Source organism: Diaphorobacter sp. LR2014-1, from assembly GCF_002916785.1.
Lineage (GTDB): Bacteria > Pseudomonadota > Gammaproteobacteria > Burkholderiales > Burkholderiaceae_C > Diaphorobacter > Diaphorobacter nitroreducens.
This window is the reverse complement of the sequence record NZ_MTBE01000023.1, coordinates 47,781-70,212: the sequence shown is the minus strand read 5'-3', so window position 1 is coordinate 70,212 and position 22,432 is coordinate 47,781. Positions and strand designations below refer to the sequence as shown.

Sequence of the window (22,432 nt, the reverse complement as noted above, 5' to 3'; positions counted from 1 at the left end):
CGCACGTCTGTTTCAGGTGCCAAAGAATGCATTCCATGCCTCCTTTAAAGAAGATTGGTGAATTTTCACCATCCGTTGAATTTTGCTTAAATCTTGTGCAGAGAAACCCATGCTGCGTGCAACCGCCGCATCATGTAACCACACTTTGGCGGTCGCTGCATCCTTGTCGATATGCACATGGGGCGGCTCGTTCGGCTCGTGGCTATAAAAATAGAACCGAAATCCATCCACTCTCAAAATTGTTGGCATATGTTGTTTGGCCAGCAGGCTTAGCGGGGGCGGGGCATGCGGCCTCAGTGTAGGCAGTGCTACGGATTGAGGCAACTAAAGTGGGTGTCCTTTGTATTTAAAGTGGGTGTCCTTTTATTTATTCGCGTCGGGCCTGCTCGTCCAGCAGCGCCTGGCTCTTGAAGCGCCCCTCCCAAAAGCGGCCTTTCACGCCGTCTTCGGCATTGGCCTGGCGCGCAATCGACTCGTTGAGCACGCGCATGAACCACGACAGTTCAAACAGACGGGCGCGGTAGGTGTCCGCCAGTGCTTGCACCTGCTCGAGTTGCGCCTGGCCCATCAGGGCGCGCTGCGGCGGCTGCAGGAACTGCTGCACCAGCAAGGGGCCGGTGAAGAGCTGCGTCCAGCGGCGCAGCACCTCTTCATCGCTCCAGCCGCGGGCACGTGCTGCATCCACGCGCAGCACGACGTGGTAGTGGTTGCTCATGACGGCGTAGGCTGCCACGTCGATGGCAAAGACCGAGGCCAATTCACGGATGCGCGTTTCCACCCAGCCACGGCGGTGTTCAAAGTCCTGACCGGAGTGCGCGTCGTGCCCGCACAGGAAGGCGCGGCGCACGCAGCGGTTGACAACGTGGTACCAGGGCGTATCGGCCAGGGAAACGAGGGCGCAGCGGGGGCGGGTCATGGGGTGAGTGTAGGGCGTGCTGATTATTTAGGCAACTAAAGTGGGTGTCCTTTTATTCCCGTCCACATCGACAGCTTCACGACTGCCCTGACGGTTAATGAAGCCAACCTGGCTGACGTCCTGTCTTACGTAGCGACCAACATCAGCACCGCCGGTGACACGGTTGCTTTCGCTTACGACAGCAACAGCGACGGTACTGCTGATGCCCTGATCGTGTTCAACCAAGGCGCAAGCGACTCCGTGGTTGAGTTGGTCGGCGTTACCGGTGTTACCGCAATCGGCGCAAGCGCTGTTACGGCTAACCTGGTTGCCATCGGCTAATCTCCCCCGGAGATCACCCCTCGGCACTTCACGGTGCCTTGGGGTAAGGTGAAAGCCATTGAAACCCCTGCGACTTCGGTTGCAGGGGTTTTTTAGTTTCTGCAGGACGAAAAAAACGCCCCGAGGTTTCCCAAGGGGCGATTTCTGTTTCGGCTAAGCCCCCGCATCGCGGGGGCTTTCCCCTAGTGGAGATTAAACGATTGTCAGCGTGTCTGCAGCGTTGTCGAAAGTCGAGTTCGACAAGTCAATCAGACCGGTCAGCTTGACAACGACATCACCAACGGTCCTTGCAATCGCAGCATCAATACCCGTGGTACCGTCAGCGTTCTCGACGATATAGGTATTGGTACCGTACTGGAACCACGTGATCTGGCCAGCGGTCGTATTGTTGGAGGCCAGAGCAAGAGCAGCATCAAGAGTGGTCACCGTCTCATTGAGTGCAATCTTGGTGCCAGCAAATGCCGAAGCAGCTGTGCTGAACTTGATCACGTCACCAGCAGACAGGTCTGCAATAGTAGTTTTGACGACACCAGCGGCCTCAGTGGTTGCGCCACCGATCTCAATACCAGTTGCAGACAGGTTGAAAGTATCGTTGCCAGCACCACCGGTGAAGGTACCACCCTTAACGCTAGACACGATGGTGTCATCGGCAGCGCCCGCATCAACCGTAGCCTTCTGAGCCAGGGTGATCACGTCTTTTGCAGAGCCCGTTTTCACGGTCAGGCCAGCGTTAGCCACGTTGGTCACGTTGGTGGTATTGATATCCAGCACACCAGTAGCAGCGGAGCCATCGATCAACTTGACACCGTTAACCGTATCGGTAGCGCCGGTAACGGCAGTACCGTTGGTTCCAACGAAGGTCAGAGTCAGCTTCTTATCGCCGGTGATGGTCAGGGTCTGCAGAGCACTGTCAGTCACAGCCAAAGTGTTGACAACGAAGCCCGTGCCACCCGAAACCACGTTCAGGGACTCTACGCCGTTAGTCACAACGGTGCCAGCTGCAACGGTGTCGGGAGCCAGAGCAGTAGCCGTGGAGCCAGCCGTACCAGCAATGGTCGTGGTAAAGCTATCAGCCGTGGCAGTAGCAGCGGTCGCACCCTTAACACCAATGGTAGTAGTACCAGTGTTGGAGCCGGAAACGGTCAAGCCAACGCCAGCAGCGATATTGCTCAACGTTGCGCCGCCAGTACCACCAGTCAGGGTCAGACCAGTGATGGTTGAGCCCGTCATCAGCTCTACGTCCAGAGTAGCAGCCGCCGAAGCATCGATGTTCTCGAAGTTCTTGAACTGAGCAGCGTTGGCAGCATTAATCAGCGCGGCAGCGACCGTATCGGTACCGTCGCCGGCATCGATGGTGGTCACAGCGGTAGCGGTGGATGCAGCAACAGAGCCAGTGGAAACCAGCAGCTTGTCGTCACCAGCACCGAGGTTGATGGTCGAGCCAGCAGCCACGGCAGACGCCAAGGTCACGGAGTCATTGCCAGCGCCGGTATTGACGGTAGCCTTGGCCGTAGCAGACAGTGTCAGGCTGTCCTTGCCAGAACCGGTGCTCACGTTGACGGTAGCAGCGTTCAGAGTACCGAGTGTCAGACCACCAGTCGCAGCTGAGCCATCGATCTTGGTGGCAGTTGCCAAAGGCGCCTGAGCCAGGTTCAGATCAGCGGAACCAGTGATGTTCAGCGTTGTAGCAGCTGCACCAGAAACAATCACGTTGCTCTTGGTACCAGTCGCATTGACAGTAATAGTTTTTGCAGCAGCGCCTGCAGCAACGCTAACGCCAGCAACAGCAGCACCTGCAGCATCGTAACCAGCGCCATCAACGTTAACCGTCAGGGCAGTCGAGGTGCCGTTAGTAACGGTTGTAGCCAGTGCAGTCTTTTGGTTCTTGACAGTCACGGTATCAACTGCTGCGCCCTTCACGGCCGCGGCTGCACCAGCAACACCGTCCAGAGTGACGGCAGTCATCGTGGTACCAATGGACGTCGTGGTACCAGCAGCACCACCCAGGTTATCGATAGTTACGACCCCACCGCCCTTGACGGAAACAGAAGTCAGGCCTTTACCTTGGACATCAGTAACGCCAGTACCGGTCGCACCAGAAACGATGGTTACAGCCTTACCGCCGTTGACTTCAGCAGCGTTGTTGCCCGCAACAGTCAAGGAAACGTCAGTGGTATCAGCAGCAGTAACTTCGCTGCCAGTACCCGTACCTGCACCCGCCGCAACAAAAGTAGCAGAGGTCAATCCCGAAATTGTAGAGATGTTGAATGCACCAGCATCAGAGCCTGCAGCGTAGGTGCCGATTGCACCATTGGTAGTGACATTCAGGGTCTCGACATTCTTGACGGTGAAGCCTGCGGGCAGAGCGAAGTCAGCATTAGCAGCGGTCAGCGTGTCAGCAATCGACAGGGTGTCGGTGCCGGCGCCGCCATCGACCACGTCCAAACCACCCAGAACGGTGTTCGGAGCAGCAGCGTTGGTGGCGGTGATGGTGTCATTGCCGGAGGTGCCGACGATGTTATCCACACCATTAGTGAGCATGAAGGTCTGGCCGTTAGAAACCGACGTGCCCGGAGCCGTGCGGCCTTCTGCAGCGCCGAACTTGACGTAGTGAGCCAAGGCACCATTGGTGGCGCTGCCGCCAAACTGGGCCAGATTGGCGTTCACGTAGGCGGCCACATCGGGGTTGGCGGCCAGGTAGGCGGTGCCGTCGAACGTAGCCAGAGCGGCGTTGGGCGTGCGGCCTTCGTCCAGGCCGTACTGCATGAAGTGGTACAGCAGGTCGGCGGCGTTGAAGTCGGTGTTCTTCAGGTCGGCAAACGCGTTCTTGTAGTAGGTGGAGTCGAACGTGGCGTTGGGTTTGTAGCCGCGGGCTGCACCGATCTGCACGAAGTGCTCGATGGGCGACAGGGTGCCCTGGTAGTCAGCCATGTATTGCTGACCGTAGAAGAAGGAGTCGAACGCGACAAAGTCGCCCGTCTTGGTGTTGGGCAGTGCGTTCAGGGCTGCTTGCAGCTGAGCGCCGGTGGTGAAGTACGTCATAGGAAAAGCCTCTTTCAAACGTTGAAAAAATCGACCGAAGAGGGGGGCTTCCCCGCCCGTCGACCCGAATGATTCTATCGGTAGTATTTGGCAACACCTGCGCCCCGGAAGGCTTAGCTCCACGACTACACCCCCGGGTTCCGGCCGCCCTTTTTCAGCCGGATTTTTTCCTTGCGAATCAACAACTTAGGAGCATCATCTCCTATATGAAATCGAGTGTACTAAGCCCAAAGGATTAGTCCGATTGTGTTGCATATTGACAACGCACTGCGCTGCCTGCAGGACCTCAGCTCAGGTAGCCGCCGCGCAGCGCCAGGAAGGGGCGCTCGATAAGGTGGTAGGTGATGGCCGACAGGGCCAGCACGGCCGGCAGCAGCAGGGCGCCGGTGGCCAGGGCGTCCGCCACGGGGCCGGCGCCGGTGGCCAGGGGCGGCAGCCGGGCGTTGTAGGCCGCGATCACCAGGTTGTGCAGCACATAGGTGGAAAAGCTCACGGCCCCCAGGGCCGCGAGCGCGCGGTCGATGCGCTGGCGCAGCGCCTGCGGGCCCGGCCAGCGCGTGCACAGGTAGACCCCGACGAAGACGGCCCATAGGGCGGCCTCCAGCCCCGGCCAGATGATCCACACAGGGCTGGCCAGTTCGGAAAACCCCACCTTGCGGCTGAAGGCATGCAGCCCCAGCAGCAGCGCCAGGCCCGCCAGCGCCAGCCACAGCGGCGAGAGGTGGGGCGCCACCGCCCCGCCCGCCCGGGCGGCGCGCGCCTGCCGCGCCTGCAGCGCCTGCCAAAAGCGCGCGAGCAGCATGCCGATGATGAACTGATCGAGCCGGCCGAAGAGGGTTTCGTAGGCGATGAAGCGCACGCTGCCGCTGGCCGCGTACACCAGGGCGCGCACCAGCACCAGCAGGCCCAGCCAGGCCCAGAGGTAGCGGCTGCCGTGGCGCCGGCTGAAGGCCAGCAGGAAGGGAAAGATCAGGTAGAACTGGAACTCGACCCAGATGGTCCACAGTTGCACGAAGTACGGCGACAGGGGCACGGTTTCCGAGCGGAAGGGCATGAGCCAGCCCAGCAGCTGTAAAAACCCGTAATTGCGCTGGTCGTTGTAGGTGCTGATGAACAGCTGCAGGAAGACGGCAAAGACGAACAGCGGGTAAATGCGCAGCACGCGGTTCTTGATGAAGCCGCCGTAGTGGATGTGCCGTTCGCCGGCGATCACGGTGAAGATGAACCCGCTGATCACCATGAACAGGGCGATGCCGGTGTGGCCCTCGTCCACCAGCGAGACCAACGGGTTGCCCGAACGCAGGTCGCCCACCTGGGTATGGAAGTAGTGGAACAGCACCACCAGCGCCGCGGCGAAGAAGCGCAGGTGGTCGAGGCGGCTGAGGTAGGCGTGCTGGGTGGTTTGCATCTGGTCGTGGGGGGCGGTCAGCCGCCGATGCGGTGGGGGTTGGCGGCGGCGGTGGCGGCGATGTAGCGCCGCCAGGCGGTGGGGTCGCCGCCGGCCGGCGGCGCGGCGGCGGGGCCGGGCGCATCGAGCAGGCCGCCCGCGGGCAAGGCGTCGAACCAGGCCTGCAGCGCAAAGCGCTGGTGAAACGGCGTGCCCAGGGCCAGGGCGTGGCAGGCCAGCTGCTCGACCAGGCTGGCGCCCTGGCCGGCGCCCTGGCCGGCGAACTCGGGGAACACCTGCAGCAGTTGCGCCGGGGGCAGGCGCAGGTAGTGGCGCAGAACGTCGGCACGCTCCCAGGCGTCGCGGCGCACCACCTCGGGCCGGGCGCCGCTGGCGTTTTGCTGGCCGCTGCGGATGCGAAACGCGGTGAGCGGCTCGGGCAGCACGTGGATGTCGTAGCGCATGCACACGCGTATCCATTGGTCCAGGTCGGGCACCTGCGCCAGCCGGGGGTCGTACAGGCCCACGTTCTGGTAGACCTCGCGGCGCAGCAGCGCCGTGGGGTGGCACAGGGCGTTGCCCTGGTCGAAGAAGTGGCGCAGCCATTGGTGGCGGCCGCGGTTGGGCTGGTGGAAGACGGCGTGGTCCTTGTGCGCGGGGTCGTGGAAGGGCTGGCCCTGCTCGTCGATGAAGCTGGGCCAGCCGAAGACGGCGCCGACCTGCGGGTTGTGCTCCAGGAAGTCGATCTGGCGCCGCAGCTTGCCGGGCAGGAACAGGTCGTCGGAATTGAGCACGGCGATGTAGCGGCCCCGCGAGCGGCGCAGGGCGTCGTTCATGGCCAGGCAGGCGCCGCGGTTCTGCGCAAAGGCGTGCAGGTGGATGCGGGGGTCGCCCAGGGCGGCGACGTGCTGGGCGGTGGCGTCGGTGGAGCCGTCGTCGGTGACGAGGATTTCCAGGTCGTCGATGCCCTGGCTCAGCGCGCTGCGCAGGCAGTCTTGCACGAAGGGGGCGTGGTTGTAGCTGGCCACCACCACGCTGACCAGGGGCGCGCGCGCGCGGCGCCGCAGAAGTTGGGCAAACAATGACATCGGACTGGCCCGCAGGATGCCGGGCACGGGGTTGCTTCAGTGGTCCGCGGCAGCGGCCTGCCGAGGCGTGGAGGGAGACGGGCTCAACATGCCGTATTTGGCGATCACCTCGGCGCGGCTGCTCACGCCCAGGGTGCGCAGGATGCCGCGCACATGGATCTTGACGGTGGGCTCCGCCAGGTCGAGTTCGCGGCAGATCTGCTTGTTGGACAGGCCTTGCAGCAGCAGCCGGAACACGTCGGTCTGCCGCGCGGTGAACCCCAGGGACGCAATGGAGACCGGGGCCTGGGGCCCGGCCGCGGCGGGGCGGGCGGCCGGCTTTTGCAGCGCCTCGGGCGGCACGTAGACGCCCCCCGCGGCCACGAGCCGAATGGCCGATACCAGCACCTGGTTCAGCGTCGACTTGGGCAGGAACCCACGTGCGCCCTGCTCCAGCGAATGGTGGACGATGCCGGCGTCGTGGTCTGCGGAGAGCATGATCACCGGCAGCTGCGGCAACCGCTGCGTGAGCTCTTCGAGCAGGCTCAGGCCGCTGACATCGGGCAGCTGGATGTCCATCAGCACGAGGTCGATGTCGGCATGCTGCTCCAGCTGCTGCCACAGCGACGCGGCGTCCCACGCCTGCACGCACTCGGCGAGCAGCTCGGAGCGGCTGAGGATGGCTTGCAGGCCCTCCCGGACAAGGCCATGGTCGTCAACGATGAGGATCTTCACGAGGCGCGATATTACAGGCACTCGGCGCCCGTCAATCCCTGGGCGGGGTGGCGGCGCCCCCGGCGCGCCACAGCTGCACCAGCACCTGGCGCAGCTCTGCCGGCTTGACGGGTTTGTAGAGCACGCGCAGGCGCTCGGTGCCCGACTGGCCCAGCGCGGCGTCTTCGGTGTCGCCGGTCAGGATGACCGCCGGCAGCTCGGCCGCCCAGTGGCGGCGCAGCGCGTCGATGAGCTGGCGGCCGTTGAGCGCGCCGCCAAGGCGGTGATCGGTGACGATGAGGTGCGGGCGCCAGCCGTCCTGGCCCAGGGCGGCGAGCACCGCGTCGGCGTTGGCGTGGACGCGGGCCTCGCCCCCCCACAGCTGCAGCAGGCGCGCGTAGCCGTCGCGCACCAGGGCATCGTCTTCCACGAGAAGGATGCGGCAGCCCTCCAGGCCGGGCGATGCCGGCGTGGACGCGCCGTGCGGCGGCGGCACGCCGGGCGCCGCCGGGGGCGCGACTTCGCAGCGGGGCAGCTGGATGTGGAAGGTGGCTCCGTGCCCCAGGCAGGAGCGCACGCCCACGGGGTGGTCGAGCAGCCGGGCCAGGCGCTGGACGATGGCCAGGCCGAGCCCCAGCCCCTGGCTGCGGTCTCTTTGCGGGTTGTGCAGCTGCACGAATTCCTGGAACACGGCCGCCTGTTCGTCGGGCGCGATGCCGGGGCCGTTGTCGCGGACCTGGATCACGCAGTGCGCGCCGCGCAGGCGCACGGCCAGCAGCACGCAACCTCCCGGCGGGGTGTAGCGCAGGGCGTTGGAGAGGAAGTTGCCCAGGATGCGCTCCAGCAGCAGGGGGTCGCTGCGCACGCAGGCCTGCGAGCCGTGGATGACCAGCGCAATGCCCTTGCGCTCGGCCTGGCGCTCGTAGGTGTCGCGCAGGCGCAGCAGCAGGGGCTGCAGCTGCAGCGGGGCGCGCTGCAGGCGCACGGTGCCGGCGTCCAGCCGCGAGATGTCGAGCAGGGCGTCGAGCAGCGCGCTCATGGCCTGGCTGCTGGCCTCGATGCGCTCCAGCAGCCTGGCGCGCTCGTCACTACGGCTTTCCTGCTTCAGGGCCTCCAGCAGCAGGTTCAGGGCGTGCATGGGCTGGCGCAGGTCGTGGCTGGCGGCGGCCAGGAACCGGGTCTTGTCGCGGTTGGCCTGCTCGGCGGCATCGCGCTGCTCGCGCAGGGCCTGGGTGGCCTCGAGGACGCGCTGCTCCAGCCGTTGGCGCGACTGTTCGAGTTGTTCGGCCATGCCGTTGATGTCCTGCGACAGACGTGCGAACGAGGGGATGGCGCTGGCGGGCAGCCGGATGCCGATATGGCCCGCGCCGATTTTTTGCGCCGCCTGCACCACGGCCTGGATGCGCTGGTCGAGGCTGGTGCTGATGCGGCGCGCCATGACCCAGCCGCTGAGCAGCACCCCCGCCAGCAGCACCATGACGCGCAGCCCGAAGTCGAACAACTCGGTGCGGATGCTGCGCGTGCTCACTTGCACGATCACATGGCCTTGCGGGGGGGCGTGGCGCTGGGGATGCGCCGCCTCGGGCAGGTCGTCGACGTCCAGCAAGGGGGTGCGCACCGGCTCCAGGTGGGCCACCCAGTGCGCATTGTGTTCGCTGACCCCGCCCCCGCCGCCACGCCTGGAGGCCTCCAGCATGGCCTGCAGCTGGCCGGGGGGGATGGCCTGGCCCTGGGCGGGCGCATGGCGGGTGGCCAGCACCCGCCCGTCAGCAGCGATGATGGTGGCCGAGATCACCGAGGATTCGCGCAGCACGCCCAGGGCGATGTTGTCCAGCGCCGCCTGGTTGAAGGAGAAGATGCCGTAGTCCGCCGCCACCGCCAGTTGCCGCGCCAGCAGCTGGGCGCGCTGCTGCAGCTGCGCCGCCAGGTCGGCGTCGCGCTGGCGGATCACGTAGCTGCCCCAGACCACCGCAAACACCAGCACCGGGAACATGGCCAGCCACATCAGGCGCCCGCGCAGGTCCATGCGGTGCCACGCCAGCGGGTGCAGCAGGCGCGCGGCGATGCGCCCAGGCGTCATTCGCTGCTCTCCAGCGCTTGCAGGCGCTGCTGCACCGCGGCCTCGTCGGGCAGGTTGAGCCCCAGGCTCTCGGCCAGCGGCCGGTTGATGGCGATGCTGAAGTTGCGCGGATAGCGGGGCGTGGGCAAGGCCCCGCCGCGCCACAACTGGCGCGCCACCTGGGCCGCCTCCTGCCCGATCTGGCGCGGTGTGCTGTAGGCCGCGGCCAGCGCCCCGGCGCGCACGTAGGCGGCCGAGTAGCCGATGACCGGCACCCGGAACCGGAAGGCGGTGAGCAGCAGGTTTTGCGCGGTGGATACGTTGATGACGTAGGGGTCTGGCAGCGCCAGCAGCACGTCCGAGGACCTCAGGACGGACTGGAGCGCCGGGTACAGCTCGGTGTCGCGCGCGGCCTTCTCCGTGACCAGCGCCAGGCCCTTGGCGGTGGCCAGCGTGCGCAGGGCGTCGAGGTCGCGCTGGTTGGTGGGCCCCACTACCAGGGCGATCTTGCGGGCAGTTGGCAGCAATATTCGTATCAGCTCCAGCTGGCGCTGCGGCGGCTGGTCGATGTAGATGGCGGAGATGCGGCGCGCGTTGCGCGGGACCGGACTCAATGCATCAAAGGAGGTGCGGGGCACCATGACGCTCAGCAGGGGCCAACGGCTTTCGGCCTGGGCGGCAAGGGTTGTGCGCGTGGCCTGCACCCCGACGGCCAGCACCATGAAGGTGTCGTCGGGCAGGCGCGCGGCTGCGCCTTCGGCGCCGGGTGCGAGCAGCTGGATTTTGAGGCCCGGCACGGATTTGAGTTCGGTGCGCACGGCTTCGACGAACTCTTCGTAGGCCGCACCTTGGCCGCTGGTGACGATGCCCAGGGTGTTTGCCTGCGCGCAAAGGCATAAAAGCACCCCTGCGGTGCCCATGGCATACCTGAGCATGGTGGTGACGATGGTGCGGGTCACATTCGTGCGCCTCAGTATTCCACGCTCACGGAAACCCACACTTTGCGCAGCTCGCGTTGCAGCTCGCGGAATTCATCGGATTGCCCCAGGGGCTGGCGCCATCGGACGGCGACGTTCATGCTGGAGTCATTGAAGCGAAAGGAGCGCGCAACGCGCAGGGAGGCAAATCGTTGCGAGCCTGCCTGCGTGGTTTCGCCCAGCCAGCGCACGGGGCTCACACTGGAGTAGGAGAGCCCCGTGGACCACCCGTTGGACCAGGCATGCGAGACCAGCAAGCCCGTGCTGCGCCGCGCGATGGTCTCTGCGATGACATCGGGCGAGGCCTGGGGCCGGGCGAAGTATTGGTTCCAACTGACGATGGTGCCGCGGGCGGGGCGCCAGCTCAGCTGGTATTCAATGCCTCGGTTGGTTGCCGAGGCGTTGTTGCGCAGGTCATAGGCCGTGGCGTTTGGAATGTCGGTGGCGATCGCTGGCAGCAGGACCAGGCGGCCAGTGATGATGCGCGAGAGTTTTTCCTGGAACAGTCTGGCGTCCAGCGTGAGGCCATGCTCGCGCCATTGGCCCAGGTAGACGAGGTCCCAGGCGTTCACCCGCTCAGGCAATAGCCCGCCGCTGGACAGATAGCGGATGTCCAGCGTTTTGCCTTCGCTGACGATGCGCCAATCAGCGCGTTGTTCAAAAAGACTGGGGGTGCGAAAGGCTGATGAGTAGCCCAGCTTGAGGGTGTGCTGGCTCGTCGGTTTCCAGTTGATGGCCAGCCGGGGCGCCCATTGCGCTGGGGCATAACTGTCGCGCTCAATGAGGCTGCCCAGGTTCAGGGTCCAGTGCGCGGAGGGTTTCCATTCTGCGTTGAGAAAGGCCGACGATGACGTGTTGGTTTGAGGGCTGCTGGTGTTGAACAGCTGCGACGAGGTGACCCTTTCCTGCCGGTAGCCCAGCCCCCAGGAGGCACGCCATTGCGATGAGAAGTCTTTGAAATGCTGGTAGTCGAGCGCGTAACGGTTGGCTCGTCGGCGCCCGTCGATGTGCAGAGCATCGCTGTCGAGCAGGGGGATTTCGAAACTGTCGTCTCCGCTGTCATGGGTGGAGGACAGGGTCAGGCTCCACTCTTGCCCCGGATCAACCGTCTGGCGGTAGCGGGCCTGAAACGATGCGGACTCGGCGACTTCGGTGCGCTCGGGGTCGCCCGCACGCCCTTCGAAGCCGATACCCAGGTGGCCGCGGGTGATGCCGGAGGTGATGGACCATTCCTGGGAACTGGAGGGCTGGAATTCGGCGCGCAGGTCGAGGTAGTTGGTGCGGTAACCGTCGGGACGCCCGGCCAGGCCGTCGTCCGAGCGCTGACCGGCGGCAATCCGCCACTGCGCTGCGGGCTGCGCATGCCCCCAGCGGATGTGCCGGTCGGCCACGCCGGCGCTGCCCTGCACGACCTCGGCCCGCACCCCCACGCTCTGCGCGGCGGCGCGCGTGACGATGTGGATGACCCCCAAAAAGGCGTTGGCGCCATAGGTGACGGAGTTGGAGCCGCGCTGGATTTCGATGCGCTCGATCTCGTCGAGGGGCACGCTCAGGGCGCTCCAGTCGACCCCGCCAAACAGGTAGGGGGCATACACCGAGCGGCCGTCCACATAGACCTGCATGCGCTGCGATATCTGCCCCGACAGCCCGTGGTAGGCCACCACGGAGCGCCCCCCGGCCGAGGTGGCCACCTGGAAGCCGGGCACCCAGCGAAACACTTCCGTCAGCTCGCGCGCGCCCGTCAGGCGGATGAATTCGCGATCGAGCACGGTGAGCGCGCCGGCGGCGTCTTCCAGCTGCTGCGGCAGCCGCGAGGCGGAGTAGATGTGCGGTATCTCGCTCAGGTAGTCCCGCTCCGACAGCTCGTAGCCCAGTTCGTCGGCCTGGGCCGCCAGGGTCACGCCGGTACTCAGAACGATGCAGGCACACCCTGCAGGCAGGCTGCGGCGAGACACTCGGAAATACTTCACGATGGATCCAGGAATCAGGCAGGTATTGACATACGACCTTGCTTACGCGGCGCTGCAGCGATCTTTCCCTTGAAAGCATCTGGACGGTATGGCGTTGCATGGCCAGGCCGGTCAGCCGCGCGGCGGGGTCGATCGCGGACCTGCGGGAATGGGCGTTGGCCGGGTCGGACTGGCCCCGCCCTCACGAAGGTGTCCACCGTGTCAAGGATACCCCATGGCATGGGCACTGTTACCGGAAGTTTCTAGAGCGCCTGTCCCCGCCGGCATGCCGGCACCAAGGGGCTATAACGCAATTTTCATAGCATCAAGCGCTTGCCTGGCAAGCACTACAGGCATGAAACACCTTAATCACTGCTTGCGCCAGCCCATGCATGGCTGCGATGCTCAGGCGCGCAGGCTATGCACGATGGTGTCGCAGATGCGGTGCACGTCGTCGCCGCTGAGAGCGCCGTACAGGGGAAGCGCCAATACCTCGGACGCGACCCGGTAGGCGTTGGGAAGCTGTTGCGGGCTGGCGCTGGGCAACTGCCGATAGCAGCTGTACTCACTGCACAGGGGGTGGAAGTATTTGCGCGTGATGATGTTGTAGCGCTTGAGGCGCTCGTGCAGGGTGTCGCGGCTGCAACCGGCCTGCTCGGCGTTTACACGCAGCACGAGGTATTGCAGGCTGTTGGTCACGCCGGCGGGCATGGCATGCAGGCGCAGGCCCTCGATGCCCGCGAGGCGCTGCTCGTACACCTGGCGCACGGCGGCGCGGCGCTGGCGCTCCTGGCCGACATGGCGCAGCACCACACGGCCCAGCGCGGCCTGCAGCTCGCTCATCTTGCCGTTGATGCCGGGCATGACGACCTCTTCCTCGTTCTTGATGCCGAAATTCTTCAGCAGGTCGATGCGCTGCTTGAGTTCGGGGTCGTTGACCGCCAGCGCGCCGCCCTCGGCGGTGTGGAACAGCTTGGTGGCGTGGAAGCTGAGCATGGTGGCATCGCCAAAGCTGGCGATGGTCTGCCCGTCGATCTGGGTGCCGAAGGCATGGGCACCGTCGTAGACCACGCGCAGGCCGTGGCTGCGGGCGATGCCATCCAGGGCGTGCACATCGCAAGGTACGCCGTAGACATGCACACCGAGGATGCCTGTGGTGCTAGGCGTCACACGGGACTCCACGCCGGCCGGATCGATGCACAGGGTTTCCGGGTCGATGTCGGCGAACACCGGGGTGATGTTGTTCCAGCGGAGCACATGCGGCGTGGCCGGGAAGGTGAAGGGGGTGGTGATGACTTCACCGGCAAGGCGCAGCGCCTGGCAGGCCACGACCAGGGCGATGGTGCCGTTGTTGAAGAGGCTGAGGTGGGGCACCCGCAGCCACTGCACAAGCTCGGCCTCGAGGGCACGGTGCTGCTCGCCACCATTGGCCAGCCAGCCGCTGTCCCATACCTCCTGCAGCAAAGCGGTGTATTCACTCAGCGGCGGCAGCATCGGCCGGGTGACGTAGATGGGCTGGGCGAAGGGAACAGGCGTCGAGGCGTGGGGAGTCAGCATGGGCGGCAGTCTAGCGAGCGGGCTCTGGAGCGCACCAAGCGCGCACCCCAGCGTCGGCTCGGGTTTTCAATCAGGTAATGTAGCAATGCCGCCAAGGCCAGGGTGAGGACGATGTTGGACAGCAGCGCCTGCCAGCCACGCCCCCCCCCAACGCGTCAATGGCAAAGATCATTCCCACATGGATGAGGTAGATGGGGTAGGAGATGTCACCCCGCCAGTGCAGGCAACCGGTGACGTTGTTATGGTGCGCCCCGCTCACCATTCGGGGACGATCCCTGCACGCCTAGCGCGCGAACACGAAGCGGCTGGAGGTGTAATAGTTGACCGCCATCCCCGCCAGGGAGCCGAAGGCCACGCCGAGCCAGGGCTGGCGCATGGCCAGTGGCAGCCACAACAAAAGCGCGGCGTATGCGCCATAGTTGACCAACCCGCCCAGCACCATCGTGGTGACGTAGCGCATCCACTCCCCTGCGCTGGCCTGGCTGCCCACGCGAAACGTGAAGCAGCGGTTGAGCCACCAGGTGGCCGTGGCGGCGGCCATGAAGGAGCCCAGGCGCGCCAGGAAGGGGTTGACCCCGCCCCACTGCACCATGGTTTGCAGCAGCCCGGCATCCACCACGAAGCCGGCCGTGCCGACCAGTCCGAAGCGCAGCAGCCGACCCGTCAATCCTGGCTCCCGACTGACGCGCCTACCGTGCCGGGCAGGCCGCTGCACGGAATGCCGAGATAAATCAGCCGGCGTGCTTCCTGCCGGGTGTGGGTGACGTTCTCAAGGATGAGGCCGCAGGTCAGGGACAGGCTGGACAGGAGCCCCAGGCCGGCGGCCAGCACGGCGGTGGGCAGCCGTGGCACCAAGCCAGTTTCGACATAGGTCACGGCCAGCGGCACGGCCAACGCCACGGCCAGCAGGGCGAGCAATGCGCTGATCAGGCTGAAAAACAGCAGGGGGCGTTCGAGCCGGAACAAGCGCACGATGGTGTTCAGAATGCGCAAGCCATCGCGGATGGTGTTGAGCTTGCTGAAGGAGCCTTCTGGCCGCGCCTTGTACGGGGTATCGACTTCCGCCACCGGCATGCGCAGCTCGAGTGCATGCACCGTCAGCTCGGTCTCGGTCTCGAAACCCCGCGCCAGGGCGGGGAAGGATTTCACGTAGCGGCGGGAAAACACCCGGTAGCCCGACAGCATGTCGGTGAAGCGCCGCCCGAACAGACGGGCTACGAAGCCCGTCAGCATGCGATTGCCCAAGCGGTGTCCCAGGCGGTAGCTGTACTCTTCGATGCTTTCGCGGCGCCCGACGACCATGTCCAGGCCCTCGGCCAGCAGCAGGTCAATCATTTGCGGGCTGCTTTCGGCGTGGTACGTGGCATCGCCATCGACCAGGACGTAGATGTCGGCCTCGACGTCGGCAAACATGCGTCGCATGACGTTTCCCTTGCCTTGCAGGGGTACATGGCGCACCACGGCGCCCAGACTGCGCGCGATGGCCACGGTGTTGTCACGCGAATTGTTGTCGAACACGTAGATCGTCGCCTGCGGCAGAACCCGCTGGAAATCACGCACGACCGTCCCAATCGCCACTTCTTCGTTGAAGCAGGGTATCAATACCGCAAGACGCAATTTGTTATTCATAAAAGAACCTAGCTGGCCCAATAAAAGCGGAACTCCCCCATCCCCTGCAACAAGGATACCGTCTGTAACACAAGACCCAAAATCAACAAGGGCGCACGCCACCGCTGAAACACCTTTCCGAACGGCGCCGCACAAACCAGCGCCCAGCCGATCAGCAAAAAGACGAGCTGGAAGTAGCGGCCTTGCACGCCCTGGATGACGGCAGCGTTCGACGGCGAAAAGCTGAGCCAGAAGGCCAGGAAGATGACGCCTGTGAACAGCGCGGCGAGTGCCACCATGAACGCGGAGGCACGCAGATCTCGGGGCTGATGGCCGTCGGATGCGGCAATCGCAAGCATCGTTGCCAAGCCGGCCCAGGACAGCGCCCTGGGCGCATTGGTCATAAAGGGCGGCGGATACCCCCCCATCCGGCCCCAACCGTCCAGCCACATCACGGGCAGTTGATGGAGCAGGCTGTGAACAAAGTATTCCAGGCCGGCAAGCGGGGCATGCACGATGCTCAGCAGTACAGCCTTCGGGGCCGCATCAGTCCCCCAATAACGCCCCGGCATGAAGGGGTAGACGGCATTCCAGGCCAGCGTAAGCACCAACCCTGCACCAATGGCCGCCAGCAAGAAAAAACCTCGCCCACGACGACCGCCGAAATGCCGCGCCGGCACGAGCAGCGCCATGCCGGCCAGCAACAGATAAATCGGTTTCAGCAGGGACAACGACACCAGCATCAGCCCGAGGCCCAAACGCCCGCGGCGTGACAGGCGGGCCGAATCATCGAAGCGCAGCCGGAGGCACCAGGCGAAGAGCAAGGCCGGCAGGGCAAAATTGAGCGGGTCTGCGCTCACCGATGCCGCCAGATACAGCGCGGGGGCCGTGAGCGCCAGCATCACCACCAGGCGCCGCCCGCAGGGTGCCACCCAAGCCGCTGCTGCCATCAGCGCCACATACGCCAGCAGGTTGGCCATACGGCCAGCGATCATCTGCTCGAAGACTCCGCCTCCCAGATGACGCGCCACTGCGATCCCGGAGGCCTGTGGCAGGTACGCCAACGGTGAAAATGAGGCGCTGCTTGGAAACGAGGCCCGTGCCATGCCCTCGTTGTCTGCAAGCGCTGCCGAGACTTGCCTGGCCTGGCTGAGGCTGAACGCGGAGGAGCGTTCGAAGTGGGAATTCGCCCAGCGGGCGAATTCAAGTGCGGCTACGTCTATTTCTCCGCCATAGTCCTGCCCCTCACGCCGGTCAGCAAGAAACTGACCATGCGAGACCTGCACCGCCCGTTGCCAGTGATAGACCTCGTCTGGTGCATTCAGTGCCGGCGACAGGAAGCACATGGCCATGCCGACGCAAACTGCCAGAACCGCCATCGCTCCCAGCAAGCGGCGGGAGTATCGAAATGCGTGTCCGCCGTTGGCGAATGGTTGTCCTGGCTCCGGGTGGACAGACCCATTGGCGTGAAATGCCATGCCCCAAATGCCTCCTCTCACCCATTAGGGATCTTTTCATTAAGGTCTGGTCGGGCGTGCAGGCGCCCCCACCGCCACGCAATTGCCAGGCAAATCATGCACCACGGCGGCGCCGGCGCCGATGACCGCGTTGGCCCCCACGCTGACGCGGGGCCGAAAGCAGGCCCCGGTGCCGACATCGACCGCCTCGCCCAGCGTCACCCCCCCCGGCAGATGCACGCCGGGGCCGAGGCTGACGTATTCGCCCAGCACGCAGTCGTGACTGATGGTGCAGGCCAGGTTGATGCTGGCATGGCGTCCAATGGTGACATCGACATTGATGCAGGCGCCGGCAAACACCACACTGCCGGGCCCCAGGTGAACCCCTTCCGCCAGCCAGGCCCGCGGGTGGACCAAGGTGGCAAAGCGCAGCCCGGGGTGCTGCTGCCGCAATTGGGCTGCGATCCTGCGGCGAGCCCGGGAATCGCCTACGGCGACGATGCAGTGGGCGCCCGGGTGGGCGGCCAGCGCCTGCTGGCTGTCCCCCAGCCAGGGGGCAGGCAGGGGCATGGGATTCCCGGGGGCGGCGCCGGGGTCGGCCATGAAACCGAGCAGCTGCCAGCTGCCGGGCTGGGCCTGGTTGATGTCGCGCACCAGCTGCGCCACTTCGCGCGCGTGGCCTCCGGCACCGAAGAGGATGAGGGGCGTCATGGCAGCGGATTCTCTTCCATCGGCACCGGCAGCCCGAGCCGCTGGGCCACGCTGCGCAGGATGCGCTGGCGTTCGCCGATCTGCCGCTCGAGGGCGTACAGCTCGCGCGTGAACACCTGCCCGGCCTGGCCGATGCGGGTCAGCACCGCGGGGTCCGCGAGTATCTGGCGGATGCGGATTTCGATTTGCTGCGCCAGAGAAACCTCGGAGGCGGCGTCGAGCATCAGCATGGATTCGCCATCGACGTAGCCGGGATTTTGCTGCAGGGCATCGGTGGCCATGACGGCAACGCCGCACAGGGCGGCCTCTACGCAGCAACCGGTGGGGAAACCGTCGAAATTGCCGGGATGCAGGAGGTAGGGCTGGTTGGGCGAGACGATCAGGTCCATGCGGGCATAGAACTGACGCAAGTCCTGCGTGGTCAGCCGGCCGTGGAACTGGATGCGGTCGCCCAGCGCGCTGACGTCGATTTCTTCGGGTGTGAAGCCACCGCCCACGATGTGCCAGCGCAACCGGGCGCAGTCCGCCAACGCCAGGGCCGCCGCGATGAATGCGGGGTAGCCCTTGTTCGCGCCCTGGGGCATGTAACGCTCGGCCACGAAGCAGATGTCCAGCACCGCCTTGTCGGCCATGGCGTCGCGCGCGGGCGCCTCGACCTCGAGATAGAGCGGATTGACCACCACGCCGTCGATGCGGTGCAGGGGGGGCAAGGCCAGGCCACGCCCCGCGGCAAACCGCTGCACATAGTCCTGCGTGACGCCTTGGGTGACGATGAGGGCCTGCAACAGCGGGCAGGCCAGCACCGCGGCCAGCTTGGCGTCGCTCTCCGGCTCATCGAGGCCGAAGCCACCGCCGGGGTACAGGGTCAGCACGAAAGGCACCCGGTACTGCTGCAGCGCCGGCAAGAACTGGTGCGCGTTGTTCAGGAAGTTCAGGAACGCCAGCCCTGCTCCTGCCAGCCAGGCCGGTGCAAACGGCCGCACCCGATGGGCGAGCGCCGGGTAATGCTCGGCATAGCGCGCATGCTGCGAGGCAAAGTCGCCCAGGCTGGAGAGCACCGACAGCTGCGGAAAGGCCGCGAGGTGGGCGTTGTATTCGGCCACCCGAAAACCCGTGAGCAGGTTGGGGAAAAAATCGTCCAGCACGAGCCATGGGGCATGCGGGATGACGCTCAGGTCCTGCGGGGGTTCGATCAGGTCGCTGAGCGGAAAATGCGCACGCGGCATGACGTGCAATGTGGCGACGTCATCGGCCCACAGGTGGAACACGGCGTCGGTGTAATGCGCCACATCGGCCATGCTCGCCGCCAGCACGGTCAGGGCATAGTCGCCCTGGTGCAGGTGCACGGGAATGTCGAAGGCCAGTTCAAGCACCTCGCCCGACTGCCAGGCGCGGCCATGCACCTCGGGGCGGTCGCTGCTGTGGCCGCCCAGGATATGCTGGTTTTGCCGATTCTTGATGTGATACGACACGACCAGGTGCCGGCAGGGCTGGCGCAGCTGCAGGCGCAGGCGCAGGTGCAGGGTGTCGCCGTGCTGGGCTCGGGCTTCGGTGCCGAACATGCCCGCCACGCCCCAGCCGACCGCGAGCAGTGCGACCGCGCCCGTGCCTACGCCGGACGGCAACAGCGCCTCAGCGTCGGACGCGGCAGCGGCGGCCGGCGCATCCGTGGGCAGGTCGTGGGCTGCGTTGGCCTGGCGGATCCAGTCGTGGTCGTAATCGCGCGTGACTTCCGGAGTGGCTCCGAGGGCGCGCACTCGTCCGTGATCAAGCCAGAGCGCGCGCTGGCACAAGGCCTTGACGGCCGCGATGTCGTGGCTGATGAACAGCAGGGTGAGGCCGTCGTCCAGCATCCGGCGCATGCGGGTCATGCACTTGGCCTGGAACAGGGCATCGCCCACGGCCAGGGCTTCGTCCACGATGAGGATGTCGGGGTTGACGTGCACCACCACGGCGAACGCCAGCCGCACATACATGCCGCTGGAATAGGTCTTGACGGGCTGGTCGATGAAGGGGCCGATATCGGCGAAGGCGATGATGTCATCGAGCCGTTCGGCAATCTCACGCTGGCTCAAGCCAAGGATGGCGGCATTGATGACGATGTTTTCGCGTCCGGTGAATTCGGGATTGAAGCCGGTGCCCAGCTCCAGCAGGGCGGCAATGCGTCCGTTCACCTGCACTTGCCCGGCCGAGGGCGTCAGGGTTCCGCAGATGATCTGCAGCAGCGTGGACTTGCCCGCGCCGTTGCGCCCGATGATGCCCAGGGTCTGTCCCCGCGCCAGCTCGAACGAGACGTCGCTCAAGGCCGCGAACTCTCGGAAGTAGTTCTTGCGCCCACGCCACAGCGATTGCAGCAGGCGATGGTGCGGTTTGTCGTACAAGCGGTAGGTCTTGCCCAGGCCCTGCGCGCGGATCGCCCAGCCGCCGGATGGTATTTCAGATGACATCGGCAAACCCCTTGCGCGCGCGCTGAAAAATCCACCAGCCGGCCCAGAGCGTGGCCAGACACCCCGCTGCATGGGCACTCCAGTGAGCCCAATTCAAGCCCTGTCCATGGACCAGCAGGCTGCGGGTTGCCTCGATGGGCACCGTGAGCGGATTGAGCAGCAGCCAATGCTGCCAGTTGGGCGGCAGGCTCTCCAACGGGTAGAAGACCGGGGAGAGAAACAACAGCAATGTCGCGACGAATCCGGTGAGTTGGGCCAGGTCGCGCAAATACACCGTGAGGGCCGCAAGCATGAGGGCAATACCCGCCACCAGCGCCACCAGCGGCAGCCATGCCAGCGGCCATAACCAGGCGGTCGCCGGCAAGCCCTGGGTGAGCACCAGGGCCAGCAGCAGCACGGCCGAGCCAATGAGGAACTGCACGACCGCCGTACCCACCACGGCCAGCGGCAGCAGTTCCATTGGGAACACGACCTTCTTGACATAGCTGGGCTGGGCCAGCACGGCCGCAGGCGCACGCGACAGGCATTCGCCCAGCATGCCGTGCAACAGCATCCCGGCAAACAGGGACAGCGCAAACGCGGGGCTCAGCGCCCCGTCACCCACCTTGCGCACCGGCGTGAAAACATAGCCGAAAACGAATACATAGACCGCCAACATCACGCAGGGCAGCAGCAAGGACCAGAGCAGGCCCATCAGGGAGCCTCGGTACCGGCTGGCGACATCTCGCCGCACCAGTTGGCGGAGCAAAAAACGGTGATGCCAGAGGCTGCGCAGTAACTGCAGCGGGCTGCTCGACGGTCGCAGCCCAATGCTGCTGGAATGAGTGTTCACGATAGGAAGCGGTTCACACGGTGGCGGGGATGGCAGGGGCGTCACCCAGAAGCTTGGCCGCGACATCGGCGGCCCAAGCAAAGCCCGGGCCGCAAGAGTCCAGGAACCCACCCTGCCAGACCATCTCGGAAGCGTTGGCGGGCATGCAGGAGGTTTCGCCATGGTCGAAGGCTTGCGTCAGTGTGCGCAATGCGGCGGAGAACCCTTCCGGGTTGGGCGGCGAAGCCGACACCAATAGCGGCGAAACGCCGGAGAGATCCTTGTTCGCAAAGCGGTTCACGACCACCCGGGCGCCGAAGGCGGCCATCTCCAATGGCGGATAGCTGGGGTGTGGCGAGACCATCAGCGAGAAACCCACCGCCGTGCGGCACAACAGGTCGGCATAGGCTTCGATGCTCAGTTTACCAACGCTGTGCAGCGTGCAGCCGCTGCCGAGATCGATCGGAGCGAACGCTTCGCCTGCGGACAAAATGCGCCATTGGCGGGCCTGAGGGTAGTGCCTGGCCCAGAGTCGCAACGACGCCACGATCAGGCTGAAGGCGTTGCGCTCGGTGCCAGGACGGCCATAGACCAGCAGAATCCGCTCCTTGGCAAAGGTTTCGCAACGCGCGCGGGCGGCCGCAAGGGCGGGATGCAAGCGTGGCTGCAGGACCTCCTTGACGGGAAACGCATAGCCTTGTGCAGCCAGGTAGTCGGCAAGCCAATGCGAGTTCATCAGCGCGATGGTTCTGCCAGGCTGCTCATAGGTCGCCTGGGCCAGCAGGTAGCGCGACGACCATGGGTAGAAGCCTGGCTCGTAGTCCTGGATCAGGTACAGGAGGCGCCGGGCAGACGCCTCGGGCACCTGTGCTCGCTGCCAATTCAACAGTGCAAAGGCGTTGTGGGCCGTCCACCATGCCGTGGCCATGAAATGGTCCTGGGCATGAACAGCCAGCGTCTGTCCCCAGCGGGAGCCTGCGGCAACGATGTGATCGCACGGCGGTGACTCACTGGCCATGGGCACGATGGGCCAGGCACCGTAGTAGGCATCGCTGCGGGGCTCCGGCGTCGCCTCGTCCGTCACGATGATGCGCGCTTGGTCAAAGTACGGCCGCAGGGCATCGAAGACTTGCAGGGCGGTTTCGATGCCGCCAAATACGTGCCGTTGCGAGACCGCGGGCACCATCAGGTTGAGGCGGGTACCGCCCTGCGCCACGGCCGGCCGTGGATCGATCGGCAGGACCTCTGCAATGTCATGGTTTGGCGAGGCCGTGGACATAGCCTGCTGCTGGCGGTACGCCACGGCCAGTTTCTGCAGGCCGCTGCGCACGGGCTGGTAGCGCGCCAGTCGCGCCAACACGCGGGCCGTGGTTTGGGTGAATGAGTAAGCCATGCCTTGAACTGCTGCG

At 65.2% G+C, this 22,432-nt stretch carries 18 protein-coding genes and 1 pseudogene; all 19 read right to left on the bottom strand.

Going from position 1 to position 22,432, the window contains the following annotated elements; all coding sequences use genetic code 11:
- Positions 1-12: 12 nt before the first annotated feature.
- Positions 13-249 (bottom strand): DUF4160 domain-containing protein, encoded by a 237-nt coding sequence (locus BV908_RS15230; protein WP_103738567.1) that lies wholly within the window; start codon positions 247-249, stop codon positions 13-15.
- A 118-nt stretch (positions 250-367) separates the two neighbouring features.
- On the bottom strand, positions 368-916 hold the full coding sequence (locus BV908_RS15225) for a transposase (protein WP_246867521.1): 549 nt from the start codon (positions 914-916) through the stop codon (positions 368-370).
- A gap of 27 nt (positions 917-943) precedes the next feature.
- Positions 944-1,141 carry a hypothetical protein gene (locus BV908_RS22480; RefSeq protein ID WP_172751397.1) on the bottom strand — a complete coding sequence of 66 codons (198 nt, stop codon included), beginning with the start codon at positions 1,139-1,141 and terminating at the stop codon, positions 944-946.
- 288 nt (positions 1,142-1,429) lie between these two features.
- Positions 1,430-4,279 carry a hypothetical protein gene (locus BV908_RS15220; RefSeq protein WP_103738566.1) on the bottom strand — a complete coding sequence of 950 codons (2,850 nt, stop codon included), beginning with the start codon at positions 4,277-4,279 and terminating at the stop codon, positions 1,430-1,432.
- 286 nt (positions 4,280-4,565) lie between these two features.
- The gene (locus BV908_RS15215) at positions 4,566-5,687 is read right to left on the bottom strand and encodes an acyltransferase (protein ID WP_103738565.1); all 1,122 of its coding nucleotides are present in this window, start codon (positions 5,685-5,687) and stop codon (positions 4,566-4,568) included.
- A gap of 17 nt (positions 5,688-5,704) precedes the next feature.
- The gene (locus tag BV908_RS15210; protein ID WP_172751396.1) at positions 5,705-6,748 is read right to left on the bottom strand and encodes a glycosyltransferase; all 1,044 of its coding nucleotides are present in this window, start codon (positions 6,746-6,748) and stop codon (positions 5,705-5,707) included.
- A 42-nt stretch (positions 6,749-6,790) separates the two neighbouring features.
- Complete coding sequence (locus BV908_RS15205) at positions 6,791-7,468, bottom strand: response regulator transcription factor (RefSeq protein ID WP_146052265.1); 678 nt, start codon at positions 7,466-7,468, stop codon at positions 6,791-6,793.
- A gap of 31 nt (positions 7,469-7,499) precedes the next feature.
- Entirely contained in the window at positions 7,500-9,527 is a 2,028-nt protein-coding gene (locus BV908_RS15200) for an ATP-binding protein (RefSeq protein WP_103738563.1), read from the bottom strand.
- A complete protein-coding gene (locus tag BV908_RS15195; RefSeq protein WP_103738562.1) occupies positions 9,524-10,465 on the bottom strand; it encodes an ABC transporter substrate binding protein in 942 nt (313 codons plus the stop codon). Before BV908_RS15195 ends, BV908_RS15200 begins: the two co-directional genes overlap by 4 nt.
- A gap of 11 nt (positions 10,466-10,476) precedes the next feature.
- Positions 10,477-12,453, bottom strand: coding sequence for a TonB-dependent receptor (locus tag BV908_RS15190; protein ID WP_172751395.1), 1,977 nt, complete (start codon positions 12,451-12,453; stop codon positions 10,477-10,479).
- Positions 12,454-12,837: 384 nt separating this feature from the next.
- Positions 12,838-13,989 carry a DegT/DnrJ/EryC1/StrS family aminotransferase gene (locus BV908_RS15185; protein WP_103738560.1) on the bottom strand — a complete coding sequence of 384 codons (1,152 nt, stop codon included), beginning with the start codon at positions 13,987-13,989 and terminating at the stop codon, positions 12,838-12,840.
- Between the two features lie 283 nt (positions 13,990-14,272).
- The gene (locus BV908_RS15180; RefSeq protein WP_011804008.1) at positions 14,273-14,656 is read right to left on the bottom strand and encodes a GtrA family protein; all 384 of its coding nucleotides are present in this window, start codon (positions 14,654-14,656) and stop codon (positions 14,273-14,275) included.
- Positions 14,653-15,618, bottom strand: a complete 966-nt coding sequence (locus tag BV908_RS15175; protein ID WP_103738559.1) for a glycosyltransferase family 2 protein — start codon at positions 15,616-15,618, stop codon at positions 14,653-14,655. The genes BV908_RS15180 and BV908_RS15175 overlap by 4 nt, the downstream gene beginning before the upstream one ends.
- Positions 15,619-15,626: 8 nt before the next feature.
- The gene (locus tag BV908_RS15170; RefSeq protein ID WP_135149851.1) at positions 15,627-17,075 is read right to left on the bottom strand and encodes a DUF2142 domain-containing protein; all 1,449 of its coding nucleotides are present in this window, start codon (positions 17,073-17,075) and stop codon (positions 15,627-15,629) included.
- A 39-nt stretch (positions 17,076-17,114) separates the two neighbouring features.
- Positions 17,115-17,765 (bottom strand): acetyltransferase, encoded by a 651-nt coding sequence (locus tag BV908_RS15165; RefSeq protein ID WP_011804005.1) that lies wholly within the window; start codon positions 17,763-17,765, stop codon positions 17,115-17,117.
- A complete protein-coding gene (locus BV908_RS22825) occupies positions 17,762-19,522 on the bottom strand; it encodes a Wzt carbohydrate-binding domain-containing protein (protein WP_348639066.1) in 1,761 nt (586 codons plus the stop codon). Before BV908_RS22825 ends, BV908_RS15165 begins: the two co-directional genes overlap by 4 nt.
- Positions 19,508-20,212 (bottom strand): annotated as a pseudogene (locus tag BV908_RS22820) (ABC transporter ATP-binding protein); the annotation flags it as partial. The gene BV908_RS22825 and the pseudogene BV908_RS22820, both read right to left, overlap by 15 nt.
- On the bottom strand, positions 20,202-21,110 hold the full coding sequence (locus BV908_RS15155; protein WP_255580517.1) for an ABC transporter permease: 909 nt from the start codon (positions 21,108-21,110) through the stop codon (positions 20,202-20,204). The pseudogene BV908_RS22820 and the gene BV908_RS15155, both read right to left, overlap by 11 nt.
- Positions 21,058-22,383 (bottom strand): glycosyltransferase family 4 protein, encoded by a 1,326-nt coding sequence (locus tag BV908_RS22475; protein ID WP_172751393.1) that lies wholly within the window; start codon positions 22,381-22,383, stop codon positions 21,058-21,060. Before BV908_RS22475 ends, BV908_RS15155 begins: the two co-directional genes overlap by 53 nt.
- Positions 22,384-22,432 lie beyond the last annotated feature (49 nt).

What these genes read in the sequence shown, in the direction of transcription:
- BV908_RS15165 (WP_011804005.1), bottom strand. Translation starts at nt 17,765, where the DNA reads ATGACGCCCCTCATCCTCTTCGGTGCCGGAGGCCACGCGCGCGAAGTG.
- BV908_RS15215 (WP_103738565.1), bottom strand. Translation starts at nt 5,687, where the DNA reads ATGCAAACCACCCAGCACGCCTACCTCAGCCGCCTCGACCACCTGCGC.
- BV908_RS15155 (WP_255580517.1), bottom strand. Translation starts at nt 21,110, where the DNA reads ATGTCGCGGCCAAGCTTCTGGGTGACGCCCCTGCCATCCCCGCCACCG.
- BV908_RS15170 (WP_135149851.1), bottom strand. Translation starts at nt 17,075, where the DNA reads ATGGCATTTCACGCCAATGGGTCTGTCCACCCGGAGCCAGGACAACCA.
- BV908_RS15185 (WP_103738560.1), bottom strand. Translation starts at nt 13,989, where the DNA reads ATGCTGACTCCCCACGCCTCGACGCCTGTTCCCTTCGCCCAGCCCATC.
- BV908_RS15175 (WP_103738559.1), bottom strand. Translation starts at nt 15,618, where the DNA reads ATGAATAACAAATTGCGTCTTGCGGTATTGATACCCTGCTTCAACGAA.
- BV908_RS15225 (WP_246867521.1), bottom strand. Translation starts at nt 916, where the DNA reads ATGACCCGCCCCCGCTGCGCCCTCGTTTCCCTGGCCGATACGCCCTGG.
- BV908_RS15200 (WP_103738563.1), bottom strand. Translation starts at nt 9,527, where the DNA reads ATGACGCCTGGGCGCATCGCCGCGCGCCTGCTGCACCCGCTGGCGTGG.
- BV908_RS15220 (WP_103738566.1), bottom strand. Translation starts at nt 4,279, where the DNA reads ATGACGTACTTCACCACCGGCGCTCAGCTGCAAGCAGCCCTGAACGCA.
- BV908_RS15230 (WP_103738567.1), bottom strand. Translation starts at nt 249, where the DNA reads ATGCCAACAATTTTGAGAGTGGATGGATTTCGGTTCTATTTTTATAGC.